The 22,507-nt window shown below is 68.2% G+C and carries 17 protein-coding genes and 1 pseudogene; 2 read left to right on the top strand and 16 right to left on the bottom strand.

Annotated features, from left to right (window positions below):
* Positions 1-3: 3 nt before the first annotated feature.
* The 4 genes from F7Q96_RS17255 to flhB all read right to left on the bottom strand — a co-directional run bounded on the left by F7Q96_RS17255 (position 4) and on the right by flhB (position 7,096).
* Complete coding sequence (locus F7Q96_RS17255) at positions 4-840, bottom strand: P-loop NTPase family protein (RefSeq protein WP_053824715.1); 837 nt, start codon at positions 838-840, stop codon at positions 4-6.
* A 6-nt stretch (positions 841-846) separates the two neighbouring features.
* Positions 847-3,402 carry a flagellar biosynthesis protein FlhF gene (gene flhF / locus F7Q96_RS17260; protein WP_082371821.1) on the bottom strand — a complete coding sequence of 852 codons (2,556 nt, stop codon included), beginning with the start codon at positions 3,400-3,402 and terminating at the stop codon, positions 847-849.
* Positions 3,403-3,869: 467 nt separating this feature from the next.
* Positions 3,870-5,957, bottom strand: coding sequence for a flagellar biosynthesis protein FlhA (flhA, locus tag F7Q96_RS17265; protein ID WP_151023018.1), 2,088 nt, complete (start codon positions 5,955-5,957; stop codon positions 3,870-3,872).
* Positions 5,954-7,096, bottom strand: a complete 1,143-nt coding sequence (gene flhB, locus F7Q96_RS17270; RefSeq protein ID WP_053824400.1) for a flagellar biosynthesis protein FlhB — start codon at positions 7,094-7,096, stop codon at positions 5,954-5,956. The genes flhA and flhB overlap by 4 nt, the downstream gene beginning before the upstream one ends.
* A gap of 347 nt (positions 7,097-7,443) precedes the next feature.
* Between flhB and F7Q96_RS17275 the strand changes: the two genes are divergently transcribed.
* Positions 7,444-9,543, top strand: a complete 2,100-nt coding sequence (locus tag F7Q96_RS17275) for a thioesterase domain-containing protein (RefSeq protein WP_053824401.1) — start codon at positions 7,444-7,446, stop codon at positions 9,541-9,543.
* A 27-nt stretch (positions 9,544-9,570) separates the two neighbouring features.
* The gene (locus F7Q96_RS17280; protein WP_144425995.1) at positions 9,571-11,652 is read left to right on the top strand and encodes a hypothetical protein; all 2,082 of its coding nucleotides are present in this window, start codon (positions 9,571-9,573) and stop codon (positions 11,650-11,652) included.
* 66 nt (positions 11,653-11,718) lie between these two features.
* On the opposite strand, the gene cheZ is transcribed toward F7Q96_RS17280, so the two are convergent.
* The 12 genes and pseudogenes from cheZ to F7Q96_RS17340 all read right to left on the bottom strand — a co-directional run bounded on the left by cheZ (position 11,719) and on the right by F7Q96_RS17340 (position 22,329).
* Positions 11,719-12,357, bottom strand: coding sequence for a protein phosphatase CheZ (gene cheZ, locus F7Q96_RS17285; protein WP_053824403.1), 639 nt, complete (start codon positions 12,355-12,357; stop codon positions 11,719-11,721).
* A 10-nt stretch (positions 12,358-12,367) separates the two neighbouring features.
* Positions 12,368-12,751, bottom strand: a pseudogene (gene cheY, locus F7Q96_RS17290) (chemotaxis response regulator CheY).
* 89 nt (positions 12,752-12,840) lie between these two features.
* Positions 12,841-13,914 carry a protein-glutamate methylesterase/protein-glutamine glutaminase gene (locus F7Q96_RS17295; protein WP_053824404.1) on the bottom strand — a complete coding sequence of 358 codons (1,074 nt, stop codon included), beginning with the start codon at positions 13,912-13,914 and terminating at the stop codon, positions 12,841-12,843.
* A gap of 22 nt (positions 13,915-13,936) precedes the next feature.
* On the bottom strand, positions 13,937-14,584 hold the full coding sequence (gene cheD, locus F7Q96_RS17300; RefSeq protein ID WP_006579681.1) for a chemoreceptor glutamine deamidase CheD: 648 nt from the start codon (positions 14,582-14,584) through the stop codon (positions 13,937-13,939).
* On the bottom strand, positions 14,584-15,483 hold the full coding sequence (locus tag F7Q96_RS17305; RefSeq protein ID WP_053824405.1) for a CheR family methyltransferase: 900 nt from the start codon (positions 15,481-15,483) through the stop codon (positions 14,584-14,586). The genes cheD and F7Q96_RS17305 overlap by 1 nt, the downstream gene beginning before the upstream one ends.
* A gap of 94 nt (positions 15,484-15,577) precedes the next feature.
* Positions 15,578-16,072: a chemotaxis protein CheW gene (locus tag F7Q96_RS17310; protein WP_053824406.1), complete on the bottom strand. Its 495-nt coding sequence runs from the start codon at positions 16,070-16,072 to the stop codon at positions 15,578-15,580.
* A gap of 34 nt (positions 16,073-16,106) precedes the next feature.
* The gene (gene cheA / locus F7Q96_RS17315; protein WP_053824407.1) at positions 16,107-18,134 is read right to left on the bottom strand and encodes a chemotaxis protein CheA; all 2,028 of its coding nucleotides are present in this window, start codon (positions 18,132-18,134) and stop codon (positions 16,107-16,109) included.
* A gap of 101 nt (positions 18,135-18,235) precedes the next feature.
* Positions 18,236-19,189 carry a flagellar motor protein MotB gene (motB, locus tag F7Q96_RS17320; RefSeq protein WP_053824408.1) on the bottom strand — a complete coding sequence of 318 codons (954 nt, stop codon included), beginning with the start codon at positions 19,187-19,189 and terminating at the stop codon, positions 18,236-18,238.
* Positions 19,190-19,247: 58 nt separating this feature from the next.
* Positions 19,248-20,111 carry a flagellar motor stator protein MotA gene (gene motA / locus F7Q96_RS17325; protein WP_006579238.1) on the bottom strand — a complete coding sequence of 288 codons (864 nt, stop codon included), beginning with the start codon at positions 20,109-20,111 and terminating at the stop codon, positions 19,248-19,250.
* A 118-nt stretch (positions 20,112-20,229) separates the two neighbouring features.
* A complete protein-coding gene (gene flhC / locus F7Q96_RS17330) occupies positions 20,230-20,832 on the bottom strand; it encodes a flagellar transcriptional regulator FlhC (RefSeq protein WP_053824409.1) in 603 nt (200 codons plus the stop codon).
* The gene (gene flhD, locus F7Q96_RS17335; protein ID WP_006579236.1) at positions 20,829-21,146 is read right to left on the bottom strand and encodes a flagellar transcriptional regulator FlhD; all 318 of its coding nucleotides are present in this window, start codon (positions 21,144-21,146) and stop codon (positions 20,829-20,831) included. Before flhD ends, flhC begins: the two co-directional genes overlap by 4 nt.
* Positions 21,147-21,549: 403 nt before the next feature.
* On the bottom strand, positions 21,550-22,329 hold the full coding sequence (locus F7Q96_RS17340) for a DUF4088 family protein (protein ID WP_053824410.1): 780 nt from the start codon (positions 22,327-22,329) through the stop codon (positions 21,550-21,552).
* Positions 22,330-22,507 lie beyond the last annotated feature (178 nt).

Raw genomic sequence — 22,507 nt, forward strand, 5'->3', positions numbered from 1 at the left:
GTGCTAGCAGGCCATCGCCGATGCGGGCAGCGCGGCGGTGGCGACGGCGGTCGCGGCGCCAGCGGCGGGCATCGGTTCGGGATCGGGTGAAAGAGGCCAGCCAGCGATGCTGACGGCAAGTCGGCGCAGCATGGCGGTGGCCGGCGCGCCAGGGAAAGCATCGACGACGCCCCGCGACAGCGCCGTGCCGCGCGCGACCAGCGGGTCGGCCGGCAGCACGCCGGCGCAGCGCGCCTGCACGCCGAGATACTGGCCCGCGGTGCGCGCCAGGTTGCCGGCGATCGCCATCGCCGACGCTTCGCTGGCGGCGCAGTTGACCACCAGTTCGAAATGCCGGCAGGCGTAGCGATGATGCAGCCGCTTGATGCAGGCATAGGCGGCGGTCAACGATTCGCGTTCGGGCCGCATCACCACCACCAGGTTGTGCGCGGCGGCGGAAAAGCGCGACAACGCGCCATCGGCGCCGAGGCGCGCATCGCTGACGACGGTGCGGAAGTCATGCAGCGCCTGCAGCGGGCCCCACGCCGACGCATCGCCGGGCAGCAGCGCCGGCATGCCGGCTTCGCGGCGACCGACCGCGGCATCGACCGCGACGGCGCCGGCGAGCACCTGGGCCAGCGTGCCCGGCGGCGAGGCACCGGCAAGGCGCGTCGCGCGCGCGTGCGACAGGTCTTCATCGACCAGCAGCACGCGCTCGCCCTGCAATGCCAGCGCATGAGCGAGGCCCAGCGCGACCGTGGTCGCACCGGCGCCCGGCTCGCAGCCGAACACGGCGATACGGCGGGTGGCGCGGGGCGCCAGCATGCGGCGCAGGCTTTCGGCCTGATCGACGGCAAGCATGTTCAATCAGTCTCCAAGCGCGGCCAGGTCGAACTTCGCCGACGCGTTCTCTCGTGTGCCCGCGGCGTTCTGCGTCATCCGCTGGGCCAGATGCTGCGCGGATTCGGGCAGCGCCGGCGCCGGCAATTCGGCGTCCGTGAGGGCATGATTCGCGGCCGGGGTCGCGGCGCGGATGGCTTCGACGGCCTCGCCTGCGCCGCGCTTGTCGTTCGACGCGCGAGCCGACCCGACCGCGGCGGCGTTGCGGCCCGGGAAGTTCTCGAGCACGTCGAGCAGGGCCAGCAGGCGGCCCAGTCCCTCGAGCAGCGCGGCGGCGCCCGGTACCGCATCCCTGGCGGCCGACCGGCCTGCCTGGCCGGCCAGCCCCGCCAGACAGTCGATCGCCGCCTGTGCCGGCGCATGGGCCAGCCGCAACGCGGTCATGCCGGCCTGCAGCGCGACCAGCGCGTCGACGTCGAACGCTTGCTGCGACGTGTCGGCCGGGCGGCCGAGATGGTCCAGCGCATGGCGCAGCGTGCGGCATTGCTGCGCCGCGGCCTCGCCCCAGCGTGCCCACTGGGCGAGCTGCGCACCGGCGCCGGCGAGCGCCGGATCGGCCAGCAGATAGTCGACGGCGAGTGTCTGGCCGCTGTCGCGCTCGATGGTGCGCGCCACCAGCAGCACGGCCTCGATGCCGCCTTCGGTGGCGGTGCCGCGCGCGGCACGGGTCTGCCCTTCGATCACGCGCACCCTGGTCTGCGCGACCCATTGAACGGCCTCGCGGTCGCGCCAGCGCAGTTCAGCCTGCGCATGGAAGGTCAGCGTGTCGGCCAGCGCATCGAGCTTCCATGCGGTGCCGTCGCACAGCACGCGCGTGCTCTTGCGTGCTGCCGCCAGCCAGCGTTCGCCGCTCGACTGCCAGCGTTGCAGTGTGGCGCCGGCCGGCATCGTGTCGAGCAGATGGACGACGGTACGGCGCGCGGCCAGCGCGGCGCGCCAGTCGGCCATTTCGGTATCCCAGCCGCCGGCCTGCGGCGTGCGCGCCAGCGGCGTCACGGTGGCCATCAGCGGCATGCCGTCGCGGTCGCCGAGCCACAGCGTGTGCTGCCACGGCTGTGGCGCGCGGCGGCCCGGCACCGTGCAGGGCAGCGTCACCGACGCGGACAGCACGAAGTGTTCGCAATGCCTGCTGGCATCCTGGCAGACCGCGTCGCGGACCTGGCGCACCAGAGGACGCAGTTCGGCCGGCTCCGCCTGGCCCTGGCCACGGCCAGCCCACAGCTCGCGCAGCAGCGCAAAGCCATAGGGGCCATCGCGCAGCGCGTTGACGCAGGCGCCGACGGCATGACCGCTGTCGGCGATCGAGCGCAGCACGTCGTGCGCTTCGTTGCGCGCGCCGTGGCCCGCGTCGACCACGTCGTCGCCTGCTGGCGCCGCCAGCGCGCGGCGCGCGGCCTGCGCATCGGCGAAGACGGAGCCGCGCCGCGGCATCAGGAAGGCGCGCTCGACCAGCGCGTCGCCGCGCGCCAGTTCCAGATGCTCCGGCACGCGCTGGCCGGTCGACGCGTAGAACACCGGCAGCCGGTGCCGGATCACGACATCGAGCACCGAGCCCAGATGGGTGGCCTCGTCGAGCTTGCTGATGATGCAGCCGTCGATGCCGGCGCCTGGCGCGGCGTCGTGGCGGTAGGCATGCACGACCTCGTTGAGCGTATCGCCGTGGCTGGCGCCGTTGAGCAGCAGCACCCGCTGCACCGGCGCCGGCGCACCCGCCAGCATCGCGATCTGCTCGGACAGATTGCGATCGCGCTGGCTCATGCCGACGGTATCGATGATCACCAGGTGCTTCTGCGACAGCGCGCCCAGCGCGAGACGCAGATCCGACGCATCCTTGACCGCGTGCACCGGCACGCCGAGGATGTCGCCGTAGATGCGCAGCTGCTCGTGCGCGCCGATCCGGAAGGTGTCGGTGGTCAGCAGCGCAAGCTTGTCGGCGCCGTGCTTCAGCACGAAGCGCGCGGCCAGCTTGGCGGTGGTGGTGGTCTTGCCGACCCCGGTCGGGCCGACCAGCGCCAGCACGCCGCCCTGGCCGAACAGCGCGTCCTCGTCGGCCAGTACCGGCACCTTGCTGGCGATCTCCTGGCGGATCCAGCCCATCGCGGCGGGGCGGTCATGGCCAGCCGGCAGCCGCGCCAGCAGCGTGCGTGCCAGTTGCGCGGAAAAGCCCGCGCCCACCAGCCATTCGAACAGCGACTCGCGCAGCGGATCCGAGGCGGCGGCCGGCACGGCGGGGACCGCGATGCCTGACAGCTGCCGCTCGATCAGCGCGCGCATCGTTTGCAGTTCGCCACGAATGCCGTCGATATGCTCCACGGCCGCGACCTGGATCGGCTCGCGCACCGGTGGCTGGAACCGGGGCGCGCTCTCGGAGATCGCGCCCAGATCGGTATCGCGCATCGCCACGATCTCGACGCCGCCGTCGACGGTGCGGTTGGACAGCACCACGGCGTCCGGCCCCATGGCTTCGCGCACCTGGCGCAAGGCTTCGCGGCCGTTGGCCGCCACAAATTTGGCTACGCTCATGTTTCGCGACCCTGGTTTCAGCGGGATCCAGCGGCACCGCCGCTCGTGGCAATCATTCGATGTTCGGTTGTCCGGCACCGCGGCATCGCTGGCCGCGATGGTGTCGGCATGCGGCCGACGGGCACAGGCCGGTCTGTCGTCAGGTGGTGGCGACGGGCGTCTCGCGCAGGGAGGAGAGAGCGGGACGTTGCGCGGATCGCCGCACTCGGCCATCGGCACCACGTGCGAAGCGGCAGCCGGCCTCTTCGACGTGTCGATTATGCGAGCGGGGGTGTCGTGCTATTGGGCTGAATAGGCGGGGGATTGCGGCGCTATTTGGGCGATGACGGCGCCGCACGTCCTCGTCTTCGGGTTAACGGCAGCGGCCGGCAATTATTTCGGCCCATGAAGAGAAACAGGCGACAGGGAGTGCTCCTGTCGCCTGCGATCGCACCGCGGCTGCGGCGCCGCCCCCCCGACGACCGGACTCAGCCCGCGCCGCCGATCATCGCGGTAATACGGATATTGCGGTTGTCCGGCACCTCGGCGTGCGACAGCACCCTGAGCTGCGGCATGGTCCGCCGCAGGAAGCGGGACAGCAACGGCCGCAGCGCATGCGGGACCAGCAGCACCGGATCGAGACCCATCTGCTCCTGGCGCGCCACCGCGGCCTGCGCCTGCTGCACCAGCGCATCGGCCAGGCCGGGCTCGATGCTGCCGCCCGAGTTCAACGCCTGCGACAGCACGCGCTCGAGGCCGGCGTCGAGCCCGATCACCTGCAGGTCGGCGCCATTGGGGAACCACTGCTGCGTGATCGCGCGGCCCAGCGCCATCCGCACCAGCGCGGTCAGCTCGTTGGGGTCGCTGATCTTCGGCGCATGTTCGGCGATCACATCGAGGATCGTGCGCATGTCGCGGATCGGCACGCTTTCGTCGAGCAGGTTCTGCAGCACCTTCTGCAGCGACGTCAGCGTGATCGTCTTCGGCACCAGATCCTCGGTCAGCTTCGGCGAATCCTTGGCGATACGGTCCAGCAGCGCCTGCACTTCCTGCCGGCCCAGCAGCTCGGCCGCGTGCTGATGGATCAGATGGTTCAGGTGCGTGGCGACCACGGTGCTGGCGTCGACCACGGTGTAGCCCAGCGCCTGCGCCTGTTCCTTGATGCCGCTGTCGATCCAGACCGCCGGCAGGCCGAAGGCCGGATCGCGCGTCGGCGTGCCGGGCAGCGTGCCGCTGACCTGGCCCGGATCGATCGCCATCCATTGGCCGGGCACGGCCTCGCCGTAGCCGATCTCGACGCCCTTCAGCGTGATCCGGTAGGCGTTGGGCTTCAGCTCCAGGTTGTCGCGGATATGGACGACCGGCACCAGGAAGCCGACCTCCTGCGCGACCTTCTTGCGGATGCTCTTGATCCGGCCCAGCAGCTCCCCGTTCTGCGCGCGGTCGACCAGCGGAATCAGCCGGTAGCCGACTTCCATGCCGAGCGGATCGACCAGCGTGACGTCATCCCAGGTCGCCTCGGTATTTTCGTTGGCCAGCGCCGGCGCACGCTCTTCCCGCTTGGCGGTCTGCCTGGCGGCCAACTTGCGCTTGCTGACATAGCTGCCGAACCAGACCAGACCGCCGGCCAGCAGCAGGAAGGCGACGTGCGGCATGCCCGGGATGATGCCCAGCAGGCCGATGATGCCGCCGGTCAGATACAGCACGCGGGGATCGGAGAACAGCTGACCGGTCAGCTGCTCGCCGACGTCCTGATCGTTCGAGACGCGCGAGACGATGACACCGGCGGCGGTCGAGATCACCAGCGCCGGAATCTGCGCGACCAGGCCGTCGCCGATGGTCAGCAGCGTGTAGTTGCGCACCGCCGTCGAGAAGTCGAGGTCGTGCTGGACCATGCCGACCACCAGGCCGGCAAACACGTTGATGAACATGATCAGCAGGCCGGCGATCGCGTCGCCGCGCACGAACTTGCTGGCCCCGTCCATCGCCCCGTAGAAATCCGACTCCTGCGCGACCTCGGCGCGGCGCTTGCGCGCGCCCTCCTCGTTGATCAGGCCGGCGTTCAGGTCCGCGTCGATCGCCATCTGCTTGCCGGGCATCGCGTCCAGCATGAAGCGCGCGCCGACCTCGGCGATCCGGCCCGCGCCCTTGGTGATCACCATGAAGTTGATCACCACCAGGATCGCGAACACCACGATGCCGACCGCGAAGTTGCCGCCGACCAGGAAGTGGCCGAAGGCCTCGATCACCTTGCCGGCCGCGTCGGGGCCGGTATGGCCCTCGAGCAGCACCACGCGGGTGGAGGCGACGTTCAGCGACAGCCGCAGCAGCGTCGAGAACAGCAGCACTGCCGGAAACGCGGCGAAGTCCAGCGGACGCTGCGTGTACATGCCGACCAGCAGCACCATGATCGACAGCGCGATGTTGAAGGTGAACAGCAGGTCGAGCAGGAATGGCGGCAGCGGCAGCACCATCATGCCGAGGATCATCACGATCAGCAGCGGCCCGGCCAGTGCCTTCAGCTGGCCGGCGGACTGCCCGCCGGGCAGTCGGAACAGCGAGTTCAATGCATTCATGCGCGGCTTTCCGGTACGGCAAGTTCATCGGGCACCGGCAGGCCGGTCGGGGCCTCGGGCAGCGGCCCGTTGGCGTGGTGCCAGTGTTTCAGTTGGTAGACCCAGGCCAGCACCTCCGCCACCGCGGTGTACAGCCCGGCAGGGATCTCGTGGCCCAGTTCGACATGGCGGTGCAGCGCACGCGCCAGCGGCGGTGCCGACAGGATCGGCACGCGGTGCTCGGCGGCCAGCTCGCGAATGCGCGCGGCGACCTCCTCGGTGCCCTTGGCAACCACGCGAGGCGCGCCCATGCGGCCTTCCTCGTAGCGCAGCGCCACGGCGAAATGGGTGGGGTTGGTGACCACCACGTCGGCCTTCGGCACCTCGGCCATCATCCGGCGCCGCGCCATCTGGCGTTGCAGCTGACGGATCCGGCCCTTGACGTGCGGGTTGCCCTCGCTTTCCTTGTGCTCCTGCTTGACCTCTTCCTTGGTCATGCGCAGCTTCTTGAAGTAGTCCCAGAATTGCCAGGGCACGTCGATCGCGGCCACCAGCAGCAGCGACCCGGCGGCCAGCGCGCAGCACAGCAGCACCAGCTCGAGCAGGCGCAGCAGCGCCTCGTGCACCGGCGCATTCATCAGCGCCACGGCGTCCGGCAGATGGCGCCACAGCATCCAGAAGCCGATGCCGCCGACCAGCAGCGACTTGGCGACGGCCTTGGTCAGTTCGACCAGCGACTGCGCCGAGAACAGCCGCCCCAACCCCTTGAGCGGGGACAGCCTGGAGAAATCGGGCAGCAGCGACTTGGTCGAGAACAGCCAGCCGCCGAGCACCATCGGCGCCAGCAGCGCGGCCACGGCGAACAGCAGCAACAGGGGCAGCACGCCGAGCAGCGATTCCCACACCAGTTGCCCAAAGCCGGACAGCATGCGGGCCGGATCGTGCGCTACGGCGGGCTCGAACGACAGCGCGGCCCGCATCACGGTATCGAGCTTGCGGCCGAGCATGCCCCCCAGGCCCCACAGGCCGGCCACGCCGGCCATCAGCATCACGAAGGTGCCGAGCTCGCGCGAACGCACCACCTGCCCCTCCTCGCGCGCCTTTTCCAGGCGCCGGGGTGAGGCGGGTTCGGTTTTCTCGAGATCGCTTTCTTCGGACATGGCCGCTCCGTGGCGAAGCGGCATGCCGCCCTTCGACGGGGTCGATTATCGGAGCGGGGGAGCACCGCCATTAGGGGAAATAGGCGGGGGATTGCCACGCTATTTGGCCGATGGCAAGGGGGGCGCGGGCGCGCAGCGCCGCGAGAACGGTTCGATCACAGAGGTTAACGGCGGTCCTGCGCGATTCTTTCGGGATGGCGGCGCACCGGCGAGCGATTGCGGTAAATCCAGGGCAATTCGGAAAGAGCCGGTGATGGCATGCCGCTATGGTGCCCCGCTCCATCCCTCGCCCGGCCTGGGCAGGCCCCACCGCGGCGAGACAGCACGGCGACACGACGGAGGCAACCATGCCCTTTCAATTCCTGATTTGCTCGTCCGGCGGCTCGATCGCCGCAGCACAGGCCCATGGCCAACCAGCGCGACAACCCGGCGGCAACGACACCCTGGCCGAGGGCGCCGGGCGCATCGCGCTCGATACCCTGCCCGAATGCGTGCTGCGCCAGATCGTCGAGCGGCTGCGCGGCGCGGCCATCGTGGCGCTGTCGCGTACATCAAGGCGAATGCATGGCCAGCTCGATCGCGACTTCGTCGCACCCGTCCGCCTGCGCGAGCGGTTGAAATGGATCGTCTCGAACTCGGCGTTCCAGCGCGCGCTCGGCGACATCGCCCAGCTGGCCCCGGCCGCTCGCCATTCGCTGTTGAACCGGATGCCGGTCGAACAGCTTCATCCGGCCATCCAGATGCGCGCCGATATGGCACGGTTCGCACTGCTCCACACCGGCGCGCCGGCGCGAACTGCACGCCCGGCGAACGGCAGTGCCCATCGCGCGCCGCTTGTTGACATCGCGCAGCGGCCGGTCCCGGCCCTGCTCGATGTCGCGCTGGCCCTGGACGCGGACGCACGCGTCCCGGCGCTGACCGGCCTGGCCGCCAGGGCATCGAGGAACGAGGGACGATGGCGGGAACTGCTCGAGGGCATGCTCGCGACGGCACAGGGCCTCAAGGGACGCGCCAGCGTGACCAGCCAGGCCGAACGTGTGCAGCTGCTGACGGCGGCCGCCGAGGCACTGGCCGACCCGTCGCATTATGTCGTGTGGGCAGTGTGCCGTCCCTCGCTTTGGCATCGGGTCTTCGACGAAGCCCGGGTGCTGCCGCCGGCAGCGCGGCCGACGATATGGATGGCGTTGGCGCAAAGCGCGGCGTGCGACTTCGCCGCTGCGTTGGAGCAAGAGGTGCCTACCGAGCCGCGCGACACCTGTTGGTACCGCATCATCGGCGCGATCGGCAACCAGATGCCGGCGGACCAGGCCAATGAGGCCCTGGTCGCCATGCTCGACCGGATCGACGGGCTCGACGAGATCACCTCCAGGCCTGCGCCCTATATTGCCCTGATGGAAGCGGCAAGCCGGCTGCCCGACCCGCTCGCCGTCCTCGTGATGAACCGGGTGGTCGAGCAGGCGTTCCGCATGAATTCCGTAGCGGTTTACGAGCGGATCTGGGAGGCGGTATTCGGGGCGTCGCGCGGGCTCGAGCCCGCGCTGCAACAGCAGGTCCTGGTCGCGCTCGGCCAGCGCTTGCCGGACGCCGCCGGTCGCCTGCAACGCTGGTTCGCGCTGAGCGACCGCGTTGCCGCCCTGCCACGCGCGCTGCGGCGCGAGCCGTTGCTGGCCATGGTCGATGCCGAGCTGAGCACGGACGTGCCGGCCGGCTTCGCGGTACCGCGCCTGATGGGCTTTCTTGAGGAACTCGATCTGGACGATCGGCCCACGTTGCTGTCGGGCCTGCTCCAGGTGTATGACGACGACCCCCGCCATTGGTCCGATATGGTCAACGCGGCGGTCGATCTGCCGCGGCGCATGCGCCGCGACCCCTTCGCCGCGATCGCGCACAAGCTGCTGGTCACGCGCGAGCCATTGCCCGACACACCCCCGCCGCAGCGAGCCGATGACACTGCCGCGGCCGCACCAGGCGATGTCTCGCTCGCGGCCTGGCCCGTCAGCGAGGGTCAGGCGCGGCGACAATTCACCGAGCTGCTGGGCATGCTGACGTGGGCGGATCGCGGCTTCGTATTGATGGCCATGGCGCCTTACGCCTCCGTCCACCGATTTACCTGGCTGATCGACGAAGGGCTGTGCTTGCCCCGCAGCGGACGCCACGAAGTCAGGCTGTTCACGACGCTGGCGGAACGCGCCACCCGGCTCACCGAACCGCGCGACGCCGCGCAGATCCTGCCGGCGCTCGCCACGGCGATTCGCACGTTGCAACCGGACCAGTGCGCCTCCGCGCTGTACTGGCTGCACGATGCTTGCCAGAGGGCCGACATGATCCACCTCTTCGCGCCGGTATGGGCGCATTTCCACGCGTCGCTGCCGGTCGAGGATGAGCCGCCGGCCGCCAACGGCAACCGCCTCAAACGCAAGGCACGGGACCGGCCAGCCGATGCGTGAACGGCGCGAAATCCCATCCCAGGCGCCATGCCTTCCCTTCTGATCGCCCTGTCTGCCGCCATGCCACTGACCGCTACGCCCCCCTCCCCTGCCACCGCACACCCTGAAGGCCTCGTCACCAACGACCATGTGCTCGAACATGTCGCCACATGGCTGCACAAGGCCGACAAGGTCCGGCTGGCCCGGGTCAATCGCCATATCCATGCCGTGATGGAGCGGCTGTTCACCGGTCCCGCCCGGGTCAAGGACCGCATCCGATGGACCCGCTCGCTGACACAGCTGCATGCGCGCTGTGCGGAAATCGCGGCACTGCCCAAGCCATGGCATGCGGCTCTCCACGAGCGCCTGTTCCAGTGCGTCACGACGCGATGGAGGATCCTGGACGACGAAGCCAGCCGCATACTGGCACCGTTTCGCCCCGCCGTGGCCGCTGGCACCCGCATCCAGCATGCCGGTCGTCCCGCTTTCGTGACCGACATGCTGGCCCTCCCGCCGAGCGATTGCAGCCGGGCACTGGCCACTTGCGTGTCCGACAGCAAGGGCAGCGTTCTGGCGGAAATGCCGCTGCGGCAATGGCTGGCCATCGCGGACGATGCACCGGACGAGCAGGACGCCATCGCGCTGCTGGCTGCCATCGGCACCTACGCCAGCGCTCCCGATCGCGCATCGGGGACGCGCTGGCTCGAGACGCAGGCCTGCCTGTTCGAGCGACAACAAGCCCTGGCGTCGCGAGGCGAGCCCGCGTGCGCGCTTCGTACGAAGCTGCTGTGCGCATCGGCGCTTGGCCTGGAGGAGGCGAATCCTGGCGATCTTCTTGGGGTGACGGTGTCCGATCGCCGGGCGCGCTGGGATGCGCTGCTCCATTGCGCCGCCGGGCTGCCGGCGCAGGCATGCGCCGAGGTATTGATGGCACTAGGTCGCAGCGTGCGAATGGATGCCACGCATCCGCTGCCGGAGACATCGCTGCCGCGCTGGCGATCGCTGGCCGACATCGCGGTACAACGGCTGCGGCCCGCCGACACCGCACGCGTGCTTCTCGGCATGGTCGCCCACGTGGTCGAGCCTGAGGAGCGATGCGCCATCGCGGACAGCGGCATGGCTGCCTACCTCGCGGATTGCGCCATGCGTCTCGATGCATCGCTGTGCGTCGAGCTGTGCGAACACCTGCTGTCGATCGCGGACCAGGCTGAGCGGCTGGAGAGCGTCTGGTCCACCGTATTTCGTCTGGCCGATGCGGCGCGCGACATGTCGGTCAAGGCCAGATTGGCAAAGCTGCTGGCTTTCCGGGTCGATGCGATGGACACACGGCCGGCCGATTCGACACGCCGGTGGAACCTGGTGCATGGGCTCATCAAGGACTGGCCGCCGGGTGTCCGCGAAGCGCTGCTGCCGTCGATGGTGTGCAACCTGGGCCGATGGCATGCCGATCCGGAGGGCGCGGTATCGGCTTATCTGCAACTAGCCACGGATGTCTCCGACCGCGGCAAGGCGTCCGCGCTGGCGGGCGCGATCAAGACGCTTGGCGCCCATCCCCGTTATTGGAACTTGCATCTCGCGCGCGTGTCGGCCTTGCCGTCGCCGGTCCGACACAAGGCAATGGAGCCCCTGGCCAGGAGCTTGTTCGGCGTCATGTCGGGCAGCGGCGAAATGTGGCGCGATGCCGTCCGAAACGGGGAGCCCGTCACCATCGACGCGGTTCGCGAGCAACTGGAGCGGCTGCTGGACATGCTGACGCCGGGACAGCGTGGTGCCATCCTGCTCAACCTCACTTCAGCGGCCACGTACACCCGTTGGACCTGGAACGCCGAGGTCGCATTGTGGCTGCTGGCACAGGTTCGCAAACTGCTCGCGCACCACCAGCTGCCCGGCCAGCAGCGGCACGAGATCGTCATCGTCACCGCTCTGGCCCGCTGGGCCGCGGACGCTCGTGACGAAACAGGCGTCGACGCGGTGTATCCGCCCCTGCTGAACGCCATCGAAGCGCTGCACCGCGAAGCGCGCGGCGGCGCCGTGCACGGACTGCTTCGCGGCATCGGTGCAACGGCGTGGCGCGAACGGGTCTGGGCGCTGTACGACACGCTGCCGGCAGCCGACAAGACGATCGGCTGAACGCACCGCCGTTCACGTACAGGCGTACAGGCGCTCAGGCGTTCAGGCAGTCACAGGTTCGAAAGCTCAGAAACCCAGGCTCGCCAGCAGATCGTCGACCTGCGACTGGTCCGATACCACGTCGTGCTTGCCCTCCGGATTGACCTGCGGTCCGTTCATCAGCGTGGCCGGGCCGGTCTCGACGCGGCGCTCGGCCGGGACATTGTCGATCAGCATCTGCAGCAGCTCCTGCTCCAGCGTGTGGATCATGTCCATCATCTTCTTGATGACCTGGCCGGTCAGATCCTGGAAGTCCTGCGCCATCATGATCTCGAGCAGATGGCTGCCGGTGGCGCGGGCCTGGGCCGGCACCTCGGTCAGGAACGCCCGCGTGTCGAGCACCAGCTCGCGCGCATCCGCCAGTTCCACCGGCCGCGCGAACCAGTCTTCCCAGCGCTTGTCCAGCGCCTCGGCCTGCTTCTCCAGACCGGACTGGATCGGCTGCGCCAACTCGACCGCGTTCAGCGTGCGCTCGGCCGCCTTCTCGGTCATGTTGGCGATGTAGCTCAGACGGTCGCGCGCGTCGGGGATCGCCTGCGCCGCGCGCTCGATCTCCTTGTCCAGGCCCAGCTCGCGCATGCTGTCGCGCAGCATGCGGGTCAGGCTGCCGATGCGCTGGATGATCTGCTCGGCGGACTCGATATTGATATTCGACGTGGTGGACATAGCGGCTGCCTCAAGCCCCTTCCTTGGCGATCTTCTCGAAGATCTTGGTGATCTTCTCGTCCAACGTCGCCGCGGTGAACGGCTTGACCACATAGCCATTGGCGCCGGCCTACGCCGCCGCGATGATGTTTTCCTTCTTGGCCTCGGCGGTCACCATCAGCACCGGGGTCTTGGCAATCGCCGGATCGGCGCGAATGCCCTGCAGCATCGTCAGGCCGTCCATGTTGGGCATGTTCCAGTCCGAAACCACGAACTGGAAGCTGCCGTCCTTGACCTTCTCGAGGCCGGCGGCGCCGTCTTCGGCTTCCTCGACGTTGGCGAACCCCAGCTCCTTGAGCAGGTTGCGGATGATACGGCGCATGGTCGGGAAGTCGTCGACCACCAGGATCTTCATGTTCTTGTCCACTCTACGGCTCCATTACGGTTGTGGATGATTGCGTCTATCGGGACGCGCCGCGCAGCCGCGGCGCGTCCGCGTGGTTTTCAAACGCGCTGCGCGCGGGTGCCGAAGGTGGCCAGCCGTGCCATCACGCGCTGGCTCATCGCCGACAGCGGCACCACCTCATGCGCGCCGCCGGCGGCGATCGCCTCCTTCGGCATGCCGAACACGATGCAGCTGTGCTCGTCCTGCGCCAGGTTGTAGGCGCCGGCCTCGCGCATCCGCAGCATGCCGCGCGCGCCGTCGCGGCCCATGCCGGTCAGGATCACGCCGATGGCATTCTTGCCTGCATGCACGGCGGCCGAGTCGAACAGCACGTCGACCGACGGCCGATGCCGGTTGACCGGCGGATCCTGCGACAGGTGCGCGACATAGTTGGCGCCGCTGCGCGCCAGCAGCAGGTGCTGGTCGCCTGGTGCGATATAGGCATAGCCCGGCAGCACGCGCTCGCCATGTTCGGCCTCCTTGACCTTGATGCGGCACAGGCCATCGAGCCGCTGTGCGAACGAGCGGGTAAAGCCGGCCGGCATATGCTGGACGATCAGCACCGCCGGCGCATCGGGCGGCAGCGGCATCAGAAATTCCTTGATGGCCTCGGTGCCGCCGGTGGAAGCGCCGACGATGATCAGCTTCTCGGTCGACAGCAGCGGCGTGCGCAGCATCGGCGCCGGCGCCGCGGGCTCGGCGCCGGGCGCCGCCGTCCGCAGGCGCGCGCGCGAGGCGGCGCGCAGCTTGTCGGCGATGGTGTCGGTGTATTCGAGCAGGCCGTCGCGGATGCCGAGCTTGGGCTTGGTGATGAAGTCGACGGCGCCTAGTTCGAGCGCGCGCATCGTGATTTCGGACCCGCGCTCGGTCAGCGACGACACCATCAGCACCGGCATCGGCCGCAGCCGCATCAGCCGTTCCAGGAAATCGAGCCCGTCCATGCGCGGCATTTCGACATCCAGCGTCAGCACATCGGGGTTCAGGCGCTTGATCATCTCGCGCGCGACCAGCGGGTCCGGCGCGGTGCCGACCACCTCCATGTCGGGCTGGCTGTTGATGATCTCCGTCATCAGGCTGCGGATCAGCGCGGAGTCGTCCACGCAGAGCACCTTGATCTTGGCGGCGGCGGTCATGTCGAAAACGGGTCCTTCGAATTCAGGAAACGGTGGAAGCGGCGCCGCGCCGCCCGAACAGCTCGACGCCGCCGCGTACCGGCGTCGCGGAAATGGCGCGCGCCAGCGCGCGTTCGCTGCGTTCGACGACCGCCTGGTCGTCCTGGCGCGTCAGCCGGCGCACCAGCGCCAGGCCCGTCTGCGGGAAATAGCTGACCCGGCGCGCGTGCGGTCCGCGCAGATCCTGCGCGGCGACCCGGATCTCTTCGGTCTTCAGATAGCGCAGCACGAACTCGGCGTTGCGGTCGCCGATGTTCAGCGTGGTCATGTTGGCCAGCACCGCGCCGCCGCCGAACACCTTGGCCTCGAGCCGTTCGCGGCGCGCGCCCATCTTCAGCAGCTCGTTGATCAGCACCTCGAGCGCATAGCAGCCGTAGCGCATGGACGCCGACAGCACGCGGTCGGGCCCGGCGTTCTCGTCGTCCGGCAGCATGAAGTGGTTCATGCCGCCGACACCGGCCTTCTCGTCGCGGATGCAGGCGGCCACGCAGGAGCCGAGCACCGTGGTCAGCACCACGTCGTCGCGCGTCACGTAGTACTCGTTGGGCAGCAGCTTGATCGCCTGCTTGCCGAACTCGCGGTCGAAGTAGGTGCGGGTGGCGATCGCCTCCGGCAGGTGCGGCGTCTGCATCAGGCGGCTCCGGCCCTGGCCGCGCCCGGCGCCAGTTCGTAGACGGTCTGCCCGCGCAGCTGGAAGGCGCGCGTCACGTAGGAGAAGTTCTCCGAGTGGCCGGCGAACAGCAGGCCATGCGGCTTGAGCAGCGGGACGAAGCGCTCCAGGATGCGGCCCTGGGTCGGCTTGTCGAAATAGATCATCACGTTGCGGCAGAAGATCGCATCGAAGCGCTCGCGGATGCCCCAGTCGGGCGCCAGCAGGTTCAGCGGCTCGAACGTGATCGTCGAGGCGAGCTCGGGCTTGACCTTGACCTGGCCGGCACGCTGCCCGGTGCCTTTCAGGAAGAAGCGCTTGAGCCGTTCCTGCGACAGCCGCGAGACCTGGTCGGCCGAATAGACGCCGGTCCGCGCCTTGGCCAGGACCTGCGTGTCGATATCGGTGGCCAGCACGGTCGCGGCGCGCTCGCCGAGCGCCTCGGCCAGCGTGATCGCGATCGAATACGGCTCCTCGCCGGTCGATGCCGCCGCGCACCAGACCGAATACGGCCGGCCGATCCGCTTGGCATGTTCGGCCAGCAGCGGGAAGTGGTGCGCCTCGCGGAAGAACGAGGTCAGGTTGGTGGTCAGCGCGTTGGTGAAGAACTCCCACTCGCCGGAGTACTCGTCGGCTTCGAGCAGCGCCAGGTAGCTGGCGAAGTCGCTCAGATGCAGCGCGCGCAGGCGGCGCGCCAGCCGGCTGTAGACCATCTCGCGCTTCTGCGCGCCCAGCGAAATGCCGGCGCGGCGGTGAATCAGCGCGCGCACCTTGTCGAAGTCGCGGTCGGTCAGCAGGAAGTCGCGCGCGTCGTCCCGCAGCGTGGCGAGCGGCATGGCGGAGGCCGCGGCGCGGGGAGCGGGGGTTCGTTGCGGCGTCATGTCTGCGGGTGGATCGGCGAGGGTGGCGACGGGGTGAGGATGATGCGCGGGGCTGGCGATCGCGAGCGGCGGGCCGCTGGGGGCTCGCGCCCGCTCAGGCGGTCTCGCCTTCGATCAGCTCCATCTCTGGGCTGGTCATCATCCGTTCGATATCGAGCAGGATCAGCATGCGGCCTTCGACGGTCGCCAGGCCCGTCAGATGCTCGGTCGACACCGACACGCCGAACTCCGGCGCCGGCTTGATGGCCTCGCCAGTCAGCGTCAGCACGTCCGACACGCCATCGACCACGATGCCGACCACACGGCCGGCGATGTTCAGGATGATGACGACGGTCTGGTGGTCGTACTTGACGTTGCCCAGGCGGAACTTCATGCGCAGATCGACGATCGGCACGATCACGCCGCGCAGATTGGTCACGCCCTTGATGAAGTCCGGCGCGTTGGCGATCCGCGTCACGCCGTCGTAGCTGCGGATCTCCTGCACCTTCAGGATATCGATGCCGTATTCCTCGGAGCCCAGCGTGAACACCAGGAATTCCTGGCCCGCCGCCTCGCTTCCGGGGGTGTCGCTATGTCCGATGCCGGCCATGATGTGTTGCTCCTTGTTGATTCTTGCCTTCGCCTCAAGCCAGCGCCGGCTCCTGGCGCCGCACGCCGGTGCGCTGCAGCGCGGCGACGTCGACGATCAGCGCCACGCTGCCGTCGCCCAGGATGGTCGCGGCCGAGATGCCCGGCACCTTGCGGTAGTTGGTCTCGAGGTTCTTCAGCACGACCTGGTGCTGGCCGATCAGCTGGTCGACCAGCAGCGCGAAGCGCTTGCCCTCGGCCTGCAGGATGATGGCGATGCCCTGGGTCGGCTCCTGCACCGCGTTCTCGACGTTGAAGACGCGGTGCAGCTCCAGCAGCGGCAGGTATTCGCCGCGCACGTGCATCACGCGCTCGGTATTGGCGGCGGTGCGCACGTCGTCGGCCTTCGGCTGCAGCGATTCCATCACGCAGTTCAGCGGCAGGATGAAGGTCTCCTCGCCAACCTTGACCGACATGCCGTCGAGGATCGCCAGCGTCAGCGGCAGCACGATGCGGGTGGTGGTGCCGTTGCCGGGGCGCGAGCTGATCTCGACGTGGCCCCCCATCTCCTGGATGTTGCGCTTGACCACGTCCATGCCGACGCCGCGGCCGGACAGGTCGGTGACCGCCTCGGCGGTCGAGAAGCCCGGCGCGAAGATCAGCTGCCACACTTCCTCGTCGCTCATGCTCTCGGACACCGGCAGGCCGTTCTGCATCGCCTTGGCCAGGATCTTGTCGCGGCGCAGGCCGCCGCCATCGTCGCTGACCTCGATCACGATGTTGCCGCCATGGTGCTGCGCCGACAGGATCAGCTGGCCGGTCGGGTCCTTGCCCGCGGCGACGCGTTTGTCCGGCGTCTCGATGCCGTGGTCCAGGCTGTTGCGCACCAGGTGGGTCAGCGGGTCGATGATCCGCTCGATCAGGCTCTTGTCCAGTTCGGTCGCCTTTCCGAAAGTCACCAGGTCGATCTGCTTGCCGAGCTTGGCGGCCAGGTCGCGCACCAGGCGCGGGAAGCGCGAGAACACATAGTCCATCGGCATCATGCGGATCGACATCACGGCTTCCTGCAGATCGCGCGCGTTGCGCTCGAGCTGCCCCATGCCCGAGAACAGACGGTCGAACAGCACCGGGTCCAGCGACGACGCGGTCTGCGCCAGCATCGACTGCGTGATCACCAGTTCGCCGACCAGGTTGATGATCTGGTCGACCTTCTCGGTCGGCACGCGGATCGAGCCCGATTCCTGATGATGGGCGGCCGCGGCGCTGGCCTTGGCGCGCTCCTTGTCCTTCGCTGCGGGTGCCGCCGCCGGTGCGGGGGTAACGGGGGCCGGAGCCGGCGCGGCCACGGTTTCGGCAACGGCCGTCGCGGCGGTGGCGGCCGGCGCCGCGGCAGCTGCGCCGGTGGCGGGTTCGATCACGATCTGCTCGGCGTCGATCACGAAGCAGCAGACCGCGACGATATCGTCGGGACTGCACTGCGTTGCCAGCTCGATCGCCAGCTCGCTGTCGTTCTGCGTCTCGCCGAGGATCTCGCCGAGGTTGCCGAGCTCCTCGCGCAGCAGCGCCTGGTCGTCCTTCGACACGTTCAGCAGGCGCACCTTCAGCGCGCCGCCGGGCGCGGCCGTGGCGGCAGCCGGGGCCGCCGCCGGAGCGGCCGCTACCGGCGCGGGGGCCGGTGCTTCGCCACCGGTCTCGTACGCCAGCTGCTGCAGCACCGCACAGATGCGCGCAAGGGTCTGCGGATCGGGTTCGGTACCGTTGCGGTAGGCGTTGAGCTGGTCTTGCAACACGTCCTTGGTTTCCAGAAAGGTATCGATGATGGCCCTGGACAACGCCAGTTCGTGGCGGCGCGTGCGGTCCAGCAGATTCTCGAGCAGGTGGGTGGTTTCGGTCAGCGCGCTGAAGCCGAAGGTCGCCGCCCCGCCCTTGATCGAATGCGCCGCGCGGAAGATCGCATTGAGGTCTTCCGCGTCGGGCGCCTCGATGTCGAGGCCGAGCAGCAACTGCTCCATTTCAACGAGCAGCTCTTCCGCTTCCTCGAAGAAGGTCTGGTAGAACTGCGTGATATCGATATCGACAGACATGACCGTCCTGAATCACTGATTGCTAAGCATTGAGCCGTTACCAGCTGGTTATCGACCTCGCCGACGGTCTTATTAAATTTTGTTACTGATTTAAGTGCCGGCTACTGCCGCGCCCTGGCCGCCGACGCACCGGTCGCCTCGTCCATTCCCTGCTGCAGCGCCTGCGCCGACTCGCCGGCCTTGGCGCGCACCGCGACGTCGGCCGCGCTGGCGTTCTCCGCCTCGAAACGGGCCTGGGCGCGCTGGTTCAGCACGACAATGCTGATGCGGCGGTTGACCGGGGCGAGCGAATCGTTCTTGTCCAGCGGCATGGTCGCGGCCAGGCCCAGCACGCGCAGCACCTTGCCCTCCTGCATGCCGCCGGCGACCAGTTCCTGGCGCGAGGCGTTGGCGCGGTCGGCCGACAGCTCCCAGTTCGAATAGGTCCGCTCGCCGTTCATGTAGGTCGACGAATCGGTATGGCCCGACAGGCTGACCTTGTTCGGCATCTCGTTGAGCACCGGGCCGATCTCGCGCAGGATGTCGCGCATGTACGGCTCGACCACCGCCTTGCCGGTGCGGAACATCGGCCGGTTCTGCGTGTCGAGGATCTGGATGCGCAGCCCTTCGCTGGTGATGTCCAGCAGCAGCTGCGGACGGAACTGGCGCAGCACCGGGTTGTTCTCGATCAGCTGTTCGAGCCGCTGCTTCAGCGCGCGCAGCCGCTCGGTCTCGAGCTGGTCGCGGCGCTTCTGCAGCGATTGGGGGTCGTCCTCGCGCATGCGCCGCGTTTCGCCGTCCTTGCTGGCCGGATCGATGCCGCCGCCGGGAATCACGCTCGGCGATTCGCTGGTCTTCTGGCCGCCGGCGATCGCGACCTTCAGCGGCGTGCGGAAGTACTCGGCCACCTGCACCAGGTCCTTCGGCGTCGACGTGCTCAGCAGCCACAGCACCAGGAAGAAGGCCATCATCGCCGTCATGAAGTCGGCGTAGGCGATCTTCCAGCTGTGGTTGCCGTGCGGCTTGTCGTGGGCGGCGACGCGTCGGACGACGATGGGGCGCGCGTGATCGGTCATGCTTGGCCTGCGTTGGACGGACGAATGGACTGGCTCGCGGACTGCCTGGACGACGCGCTTACGTCAGGCTCTTGACTTCGCGCACGTGGTCGTCCAGTTCCAGGAACGACGGACGCTCGCTCGAGTACAGCACCTTGCGGCCGAACTCGACCGCGACCAGCGGCGCATAGCCGTTCAGCGAGGCCAGCAGCGTGACCTTGATGCACTGGTACATCTTGACCGTCTCGGCAACCTGGTGCTCGACGCGCGAGGCCAGCGGCGAGACGAAGCCGTACGCCAGCAGGATGCCCAGGAAGGTACCGACCATCGCATGCGCGATCAGCGCGCCCAGCACCGACGGCGGCAGGTCGGCAGAGGCCAGCGCATGGACCACGCCCATCACCGCGGCGACGATGCCGAACGCCGGCAGCGCATCGCCGACCCGCGCCAGCGCGTGGGCGGGCACTTCGGCCTCGTGCTTGAAGGTCTCGATCTCGTGGTCCATCAGGGCCTCGATCTCGAAGGCATTCATGTTGCCGTTGACCATCATGCGCAGATAGTCGGTCAGGAATTCCATCATCGCCGGATCGGCGAGGATGCGCGGATACTGGCTGAAGACGCTGCTGGCGGCCGGATCGGCGATTTCCTTCTCGAGGAACAGGATGCCCTCGCGGCGCGCCTTCGACAGCAGCACGTACAGCAGCGCCATCACTTCCATGTACAGCGCCTTGTTGTATTTGCTGCTGCGAAGCAGCTGCGGCAGCGCGCGCAAGGTGGCCTTGATGGCCTTGCCGCTGTTGGCGCTGATGAAGGCGCCGACCGCGGCGCCGCCAATGATCACCAGTTCTGCCGGTTGATATAGCGCGCCCATGTGGCCGCCAGTCATGGCGTAACCACCAAGCACCGCCGCCACTACGACGACATAGCCAAGAACAACTAGCACGATCGATTCCCCGTCAGAAAAACACGCGTCGGACACGCGCGAGCCGGACCTCGGAAGGACACGGCAAGCTGCGCGCCGTGCCGCCTCGGTCTGGCTCGCCGCGCAAGCCCGGCGTGAATCAGGCGGGTTGCGCTGGCGTGGCGTCCTTCGAGGGCTTCTTTGCCTTGCCCGCGCGCGATGGCGGCCGGCACAGGCTGCAGACGAAGTTCGCGTTCGGCTCGTAGGCGTGCGTGACGAACTGTCCTCCGCAGCATGTGCAACTGGAAAGCTGCAGCATATTGCTCTCGAAGAACCGTACTAACGTCCAGGCACGCGTAAAACTTAAGACAATTTCGCCGCCGAGCAGGGAGACGTGCTCGAGGTAGAGACGGTATGCGGCGACCACGGCACGAATGCCGCTCGCCTCGCCCTGCTCGACCATGAACTGGTAGGCCGAGAAGAACAGCGACGAGTGGATGTTCGGCAGCCAGGTCGTGAACCAGTCCGTCGAGAACGGCAGCATGCCCTTGGGCGGGGATACGCCGCGCAGTTCCTTGTACAGACGGATCAGCCGGTCGCGCGACAGCGTGGTCTCGGCTTCGAGCACCTGCAGACGCGCGCCCAGGCCGATCAGCTCGATGGCGAGCTGGGTCTGGTTGGCATCCTGCAGTACGCTCTTGCGCGGGGCAGCCGGAGCGGCGGTGTAGCTCCGGGCCGGTTGGACCTGCAGCAGCGCGCTCAATTGAGCGACTCCACCGGTTGCCGCGCGAGCAGGATGGCAGCGTGGATCTGCTGCATGTCGTGGCTCTTGGCGGTATGCGTCAGCGTGGACAGCAACGCGTGATCGTCGAACCGGAACCGGCACAGGACCATGTTGGAGGCCGCCAGCTTGACCAGCTGAGCAGGCGTCAGCTTGGCCAGGATGTCAGCGATTTCCTTGCTGACGCCCAGGCGGAACATGGCTTCGAGTTGGTTTTCGCGCACCAGGCGTTGCGCGAGCAGCAGATAGGCGAGATTGACCTCCCTGATCTCCTGCAGAAGTTCACTGCTTTCCAATTTATCCCCGCTACCAAGAAACCCTCGCCCGCTTGTCCAGCGCTTACCGGTGGCAGACCTCCGGCGTCCAGATCGTTTCAGTGCGTGTGCGACGGGTACTACATCTGATCGGAACTACTCCGGTCCAGTTACAAAACCCACATCTGGTAACAAATGTTACGGAATGTAAATGGACTGACCGCTTTATATCGGCAATCGGCTGCCGCTGCCAATCCCTACTTACGTTGGGGATGCACATTGTCGTACGGATGATACATGGCCCAAACGACGCCGACAGATGTAACAACGTTGTAACGTGATCTGGATCAAATCTGTAACAGCAGACATGCTGCGAGAATCACTTCGGAGGCGATTCAGCGCAGTTTTCGGGCGGGTTTTCCGTGTGACTGAAAACGCTTCGCGTTCACGGCGAACGCTTGTCGCTTTCCACCATTGACGGCGCGGCCGGCATCGGCTTGAAGACGCGGCGCAGCCACGCGGCGAGCCGCGCGAAGACATCGTCGGGTTCGTCGCGGAACAGATGCGGACGGGCGTGCTCGATCTGCTCCATCACGCGGCCCGCTTCCTGCGCGTCGATCGCGCCGTAGTCGAGCGCCAGGCCCACCATCGCGCGCAGTTCGCCCAGGCGGGTCAGCGCGGCGGCGGTGCCGCGCTCGGTCTGCACCAGGTACAGCAGGTCGTAGACGCGCCGGCGCAGGCTGTCGGCAAGGCGCCAGGCCGGCGTCTGCATCTGTTCTTCGATCGTGCGCACGTCGATCGCCGCATTGGCGATGTGTTCGGCGAGCGTGTCGGCCAGCGCCGGATCGGCGCCCGCGTGGTCGAGAATCTCGACCGCCCACTTGCGCGCCTGCGCCAGCCGTTCGGATTGCGACCATTCCGAGCGCACCGCAAGGCCGAAGCCGAAGCGTTCGGCATCGCGCATCAGATTGGCCAGCGCATGCGGCAGCTGCTTGTCGAACACGCGCTTGGCCCAGGCGTACTCGCCGCCGGTCAGCAGGCGCGTGACCGCGCGCTCGGTCAGCGGCCCGTCCTGGTGCATCACGCGCGCACGCAGGAAGTCCTCGAACGACGGCGGCACGAACTGCCGGTCCAGCCCCGTGGAGAGCCGGACGAAATGATCGAACTCGCCGCGCAGCTTGTCCGCGGCCTCACGCGGCAGGGACAGGGTGATTTCTCTGTTCATCGTCTGTCATGGTCGGGGGCGCGCCATGCCGGCCGCGCCCGCCCCGCCGCGGCGGGTGTTCAGAAGGCGCTCCAGTCGCTGTCGGCACCGGCGGTGGCCGCAGCGGCAGCGGCGCGCGGAGCCGGGCGGCCCGACAGGCGCGGCGCGGACCTGGCCGGCGCCGGCTCGGCGCGATCGT

This window comes from Cupriavidus gilardii, from assembly GCF_008801915.1.
Classification (GTDB): Bacteria; Pseudomonadota; Gammaproteobacteria; order Burkholderiales; family Burkholderiaceae; genus Cupriavidus; species Cupriavidus gilardii.

Excerpts from the sequence above, each read along its gene's own strand:
- F7Q96_RS17255 (WP_053824715.1), bottom strand. The coding sequence starts at position 840 with ATGCTTGCCGTCGATCAGGCCGAAAGCCTGCGCCGCATGCTGGCGCCC.
- flhF (WP_082371821.1), bottom strand. The coding sequence starts at position 3,402 with ATGAGCGTAGCCAAATTTGTGGCGGCCAACGGCCGCGAAGCCTTGCGC.
- flhA (WP_151023018.1), bottom strand. The coding sequence starts at position 5,957 with ATGAATGCATTGAACTCGCTGTTCCGACTGCCCGGCGGGCAGTCCGCC.
- flhB (WP_053824400.1), bottom strand. The coding sequence starts at position 7,096 with ATGTCCGAAGAAAGCGATCTCGAGAAAACCGAACCCGCCTCACCCCGG.
- F7Q96_RS17275 (WP_053824401.1), top strand. The coding sequence starts at position 7,444 with ATGCCCTTTCAATTCCTGATTTGCTCGTCCGGCGGCTCGATCGCCGCA.
- F7Q96_RS17280 (WP_144425995.1), top strand. The coding sequence starts at position 9,571 with ATGCCTTCCCTTCTGATCGCCCTGTCTGCCGCCATGCCACTGACCGCT.
- cheZ (WP_053824403.1), bottom strand. The coding sequence starts at position 12,357 with ATGTCCACCACGTCGAATATCAATATCGAGTCCGCCGAGCAGATCATC.
- F7Q96_RS17295 (WP_053824404.1), bottom strand. The coding sequence starts at position 13,914 with ATGACCGCCGCCGCCAAGATCAAGGTGCTCTGCGTGGACGACTCCGCG.
- cheD (WP_006579681.1), bottom strand. The coding sequence starts at position 14,584 with ATGCAGACGCCGCACCTGCCGGAGGCGATCGCCACCCGCACCTACTTC.
- F7Q96_RS17305 (WP_053824405.1), bottom strand. The coding sequence starts at position 15,483 with ATGACGCCGCAACGAACCCCCGCTCCCCGCGCCGCGGCCTCCGCCATG.
- F7Q96_RS17310 (WP_053824406.1), bottom strand. The coding sequence starts at position 16,072 with ATGGCCGGCATCGGACATAGCGACACCCCCGGAAGCGAGGCGGCGGGC.
- cheA (WP_053824407.1), bottom strand. The coding sequence starts at position 18,134 with ATGTCTGTCGATATCGATATCACGCAGTTCTACCAGACCTTCTTCGAG.
- motB (WP_053824408.1), bottom strand. The coding sequence starts at position 19,189 with ATGACCGATCACGCGCGCCCCATCGTCGTCCGACGCGTCGCCGCCCAC.
- F7Q96_RS17340 (WP_053824410.1), bottom strand. The coding sequence starts at position 22,329 with ATGAACAGAGAAATCACCCTGTCCCTGCCGCGTGAGGCCGCGGACAAG.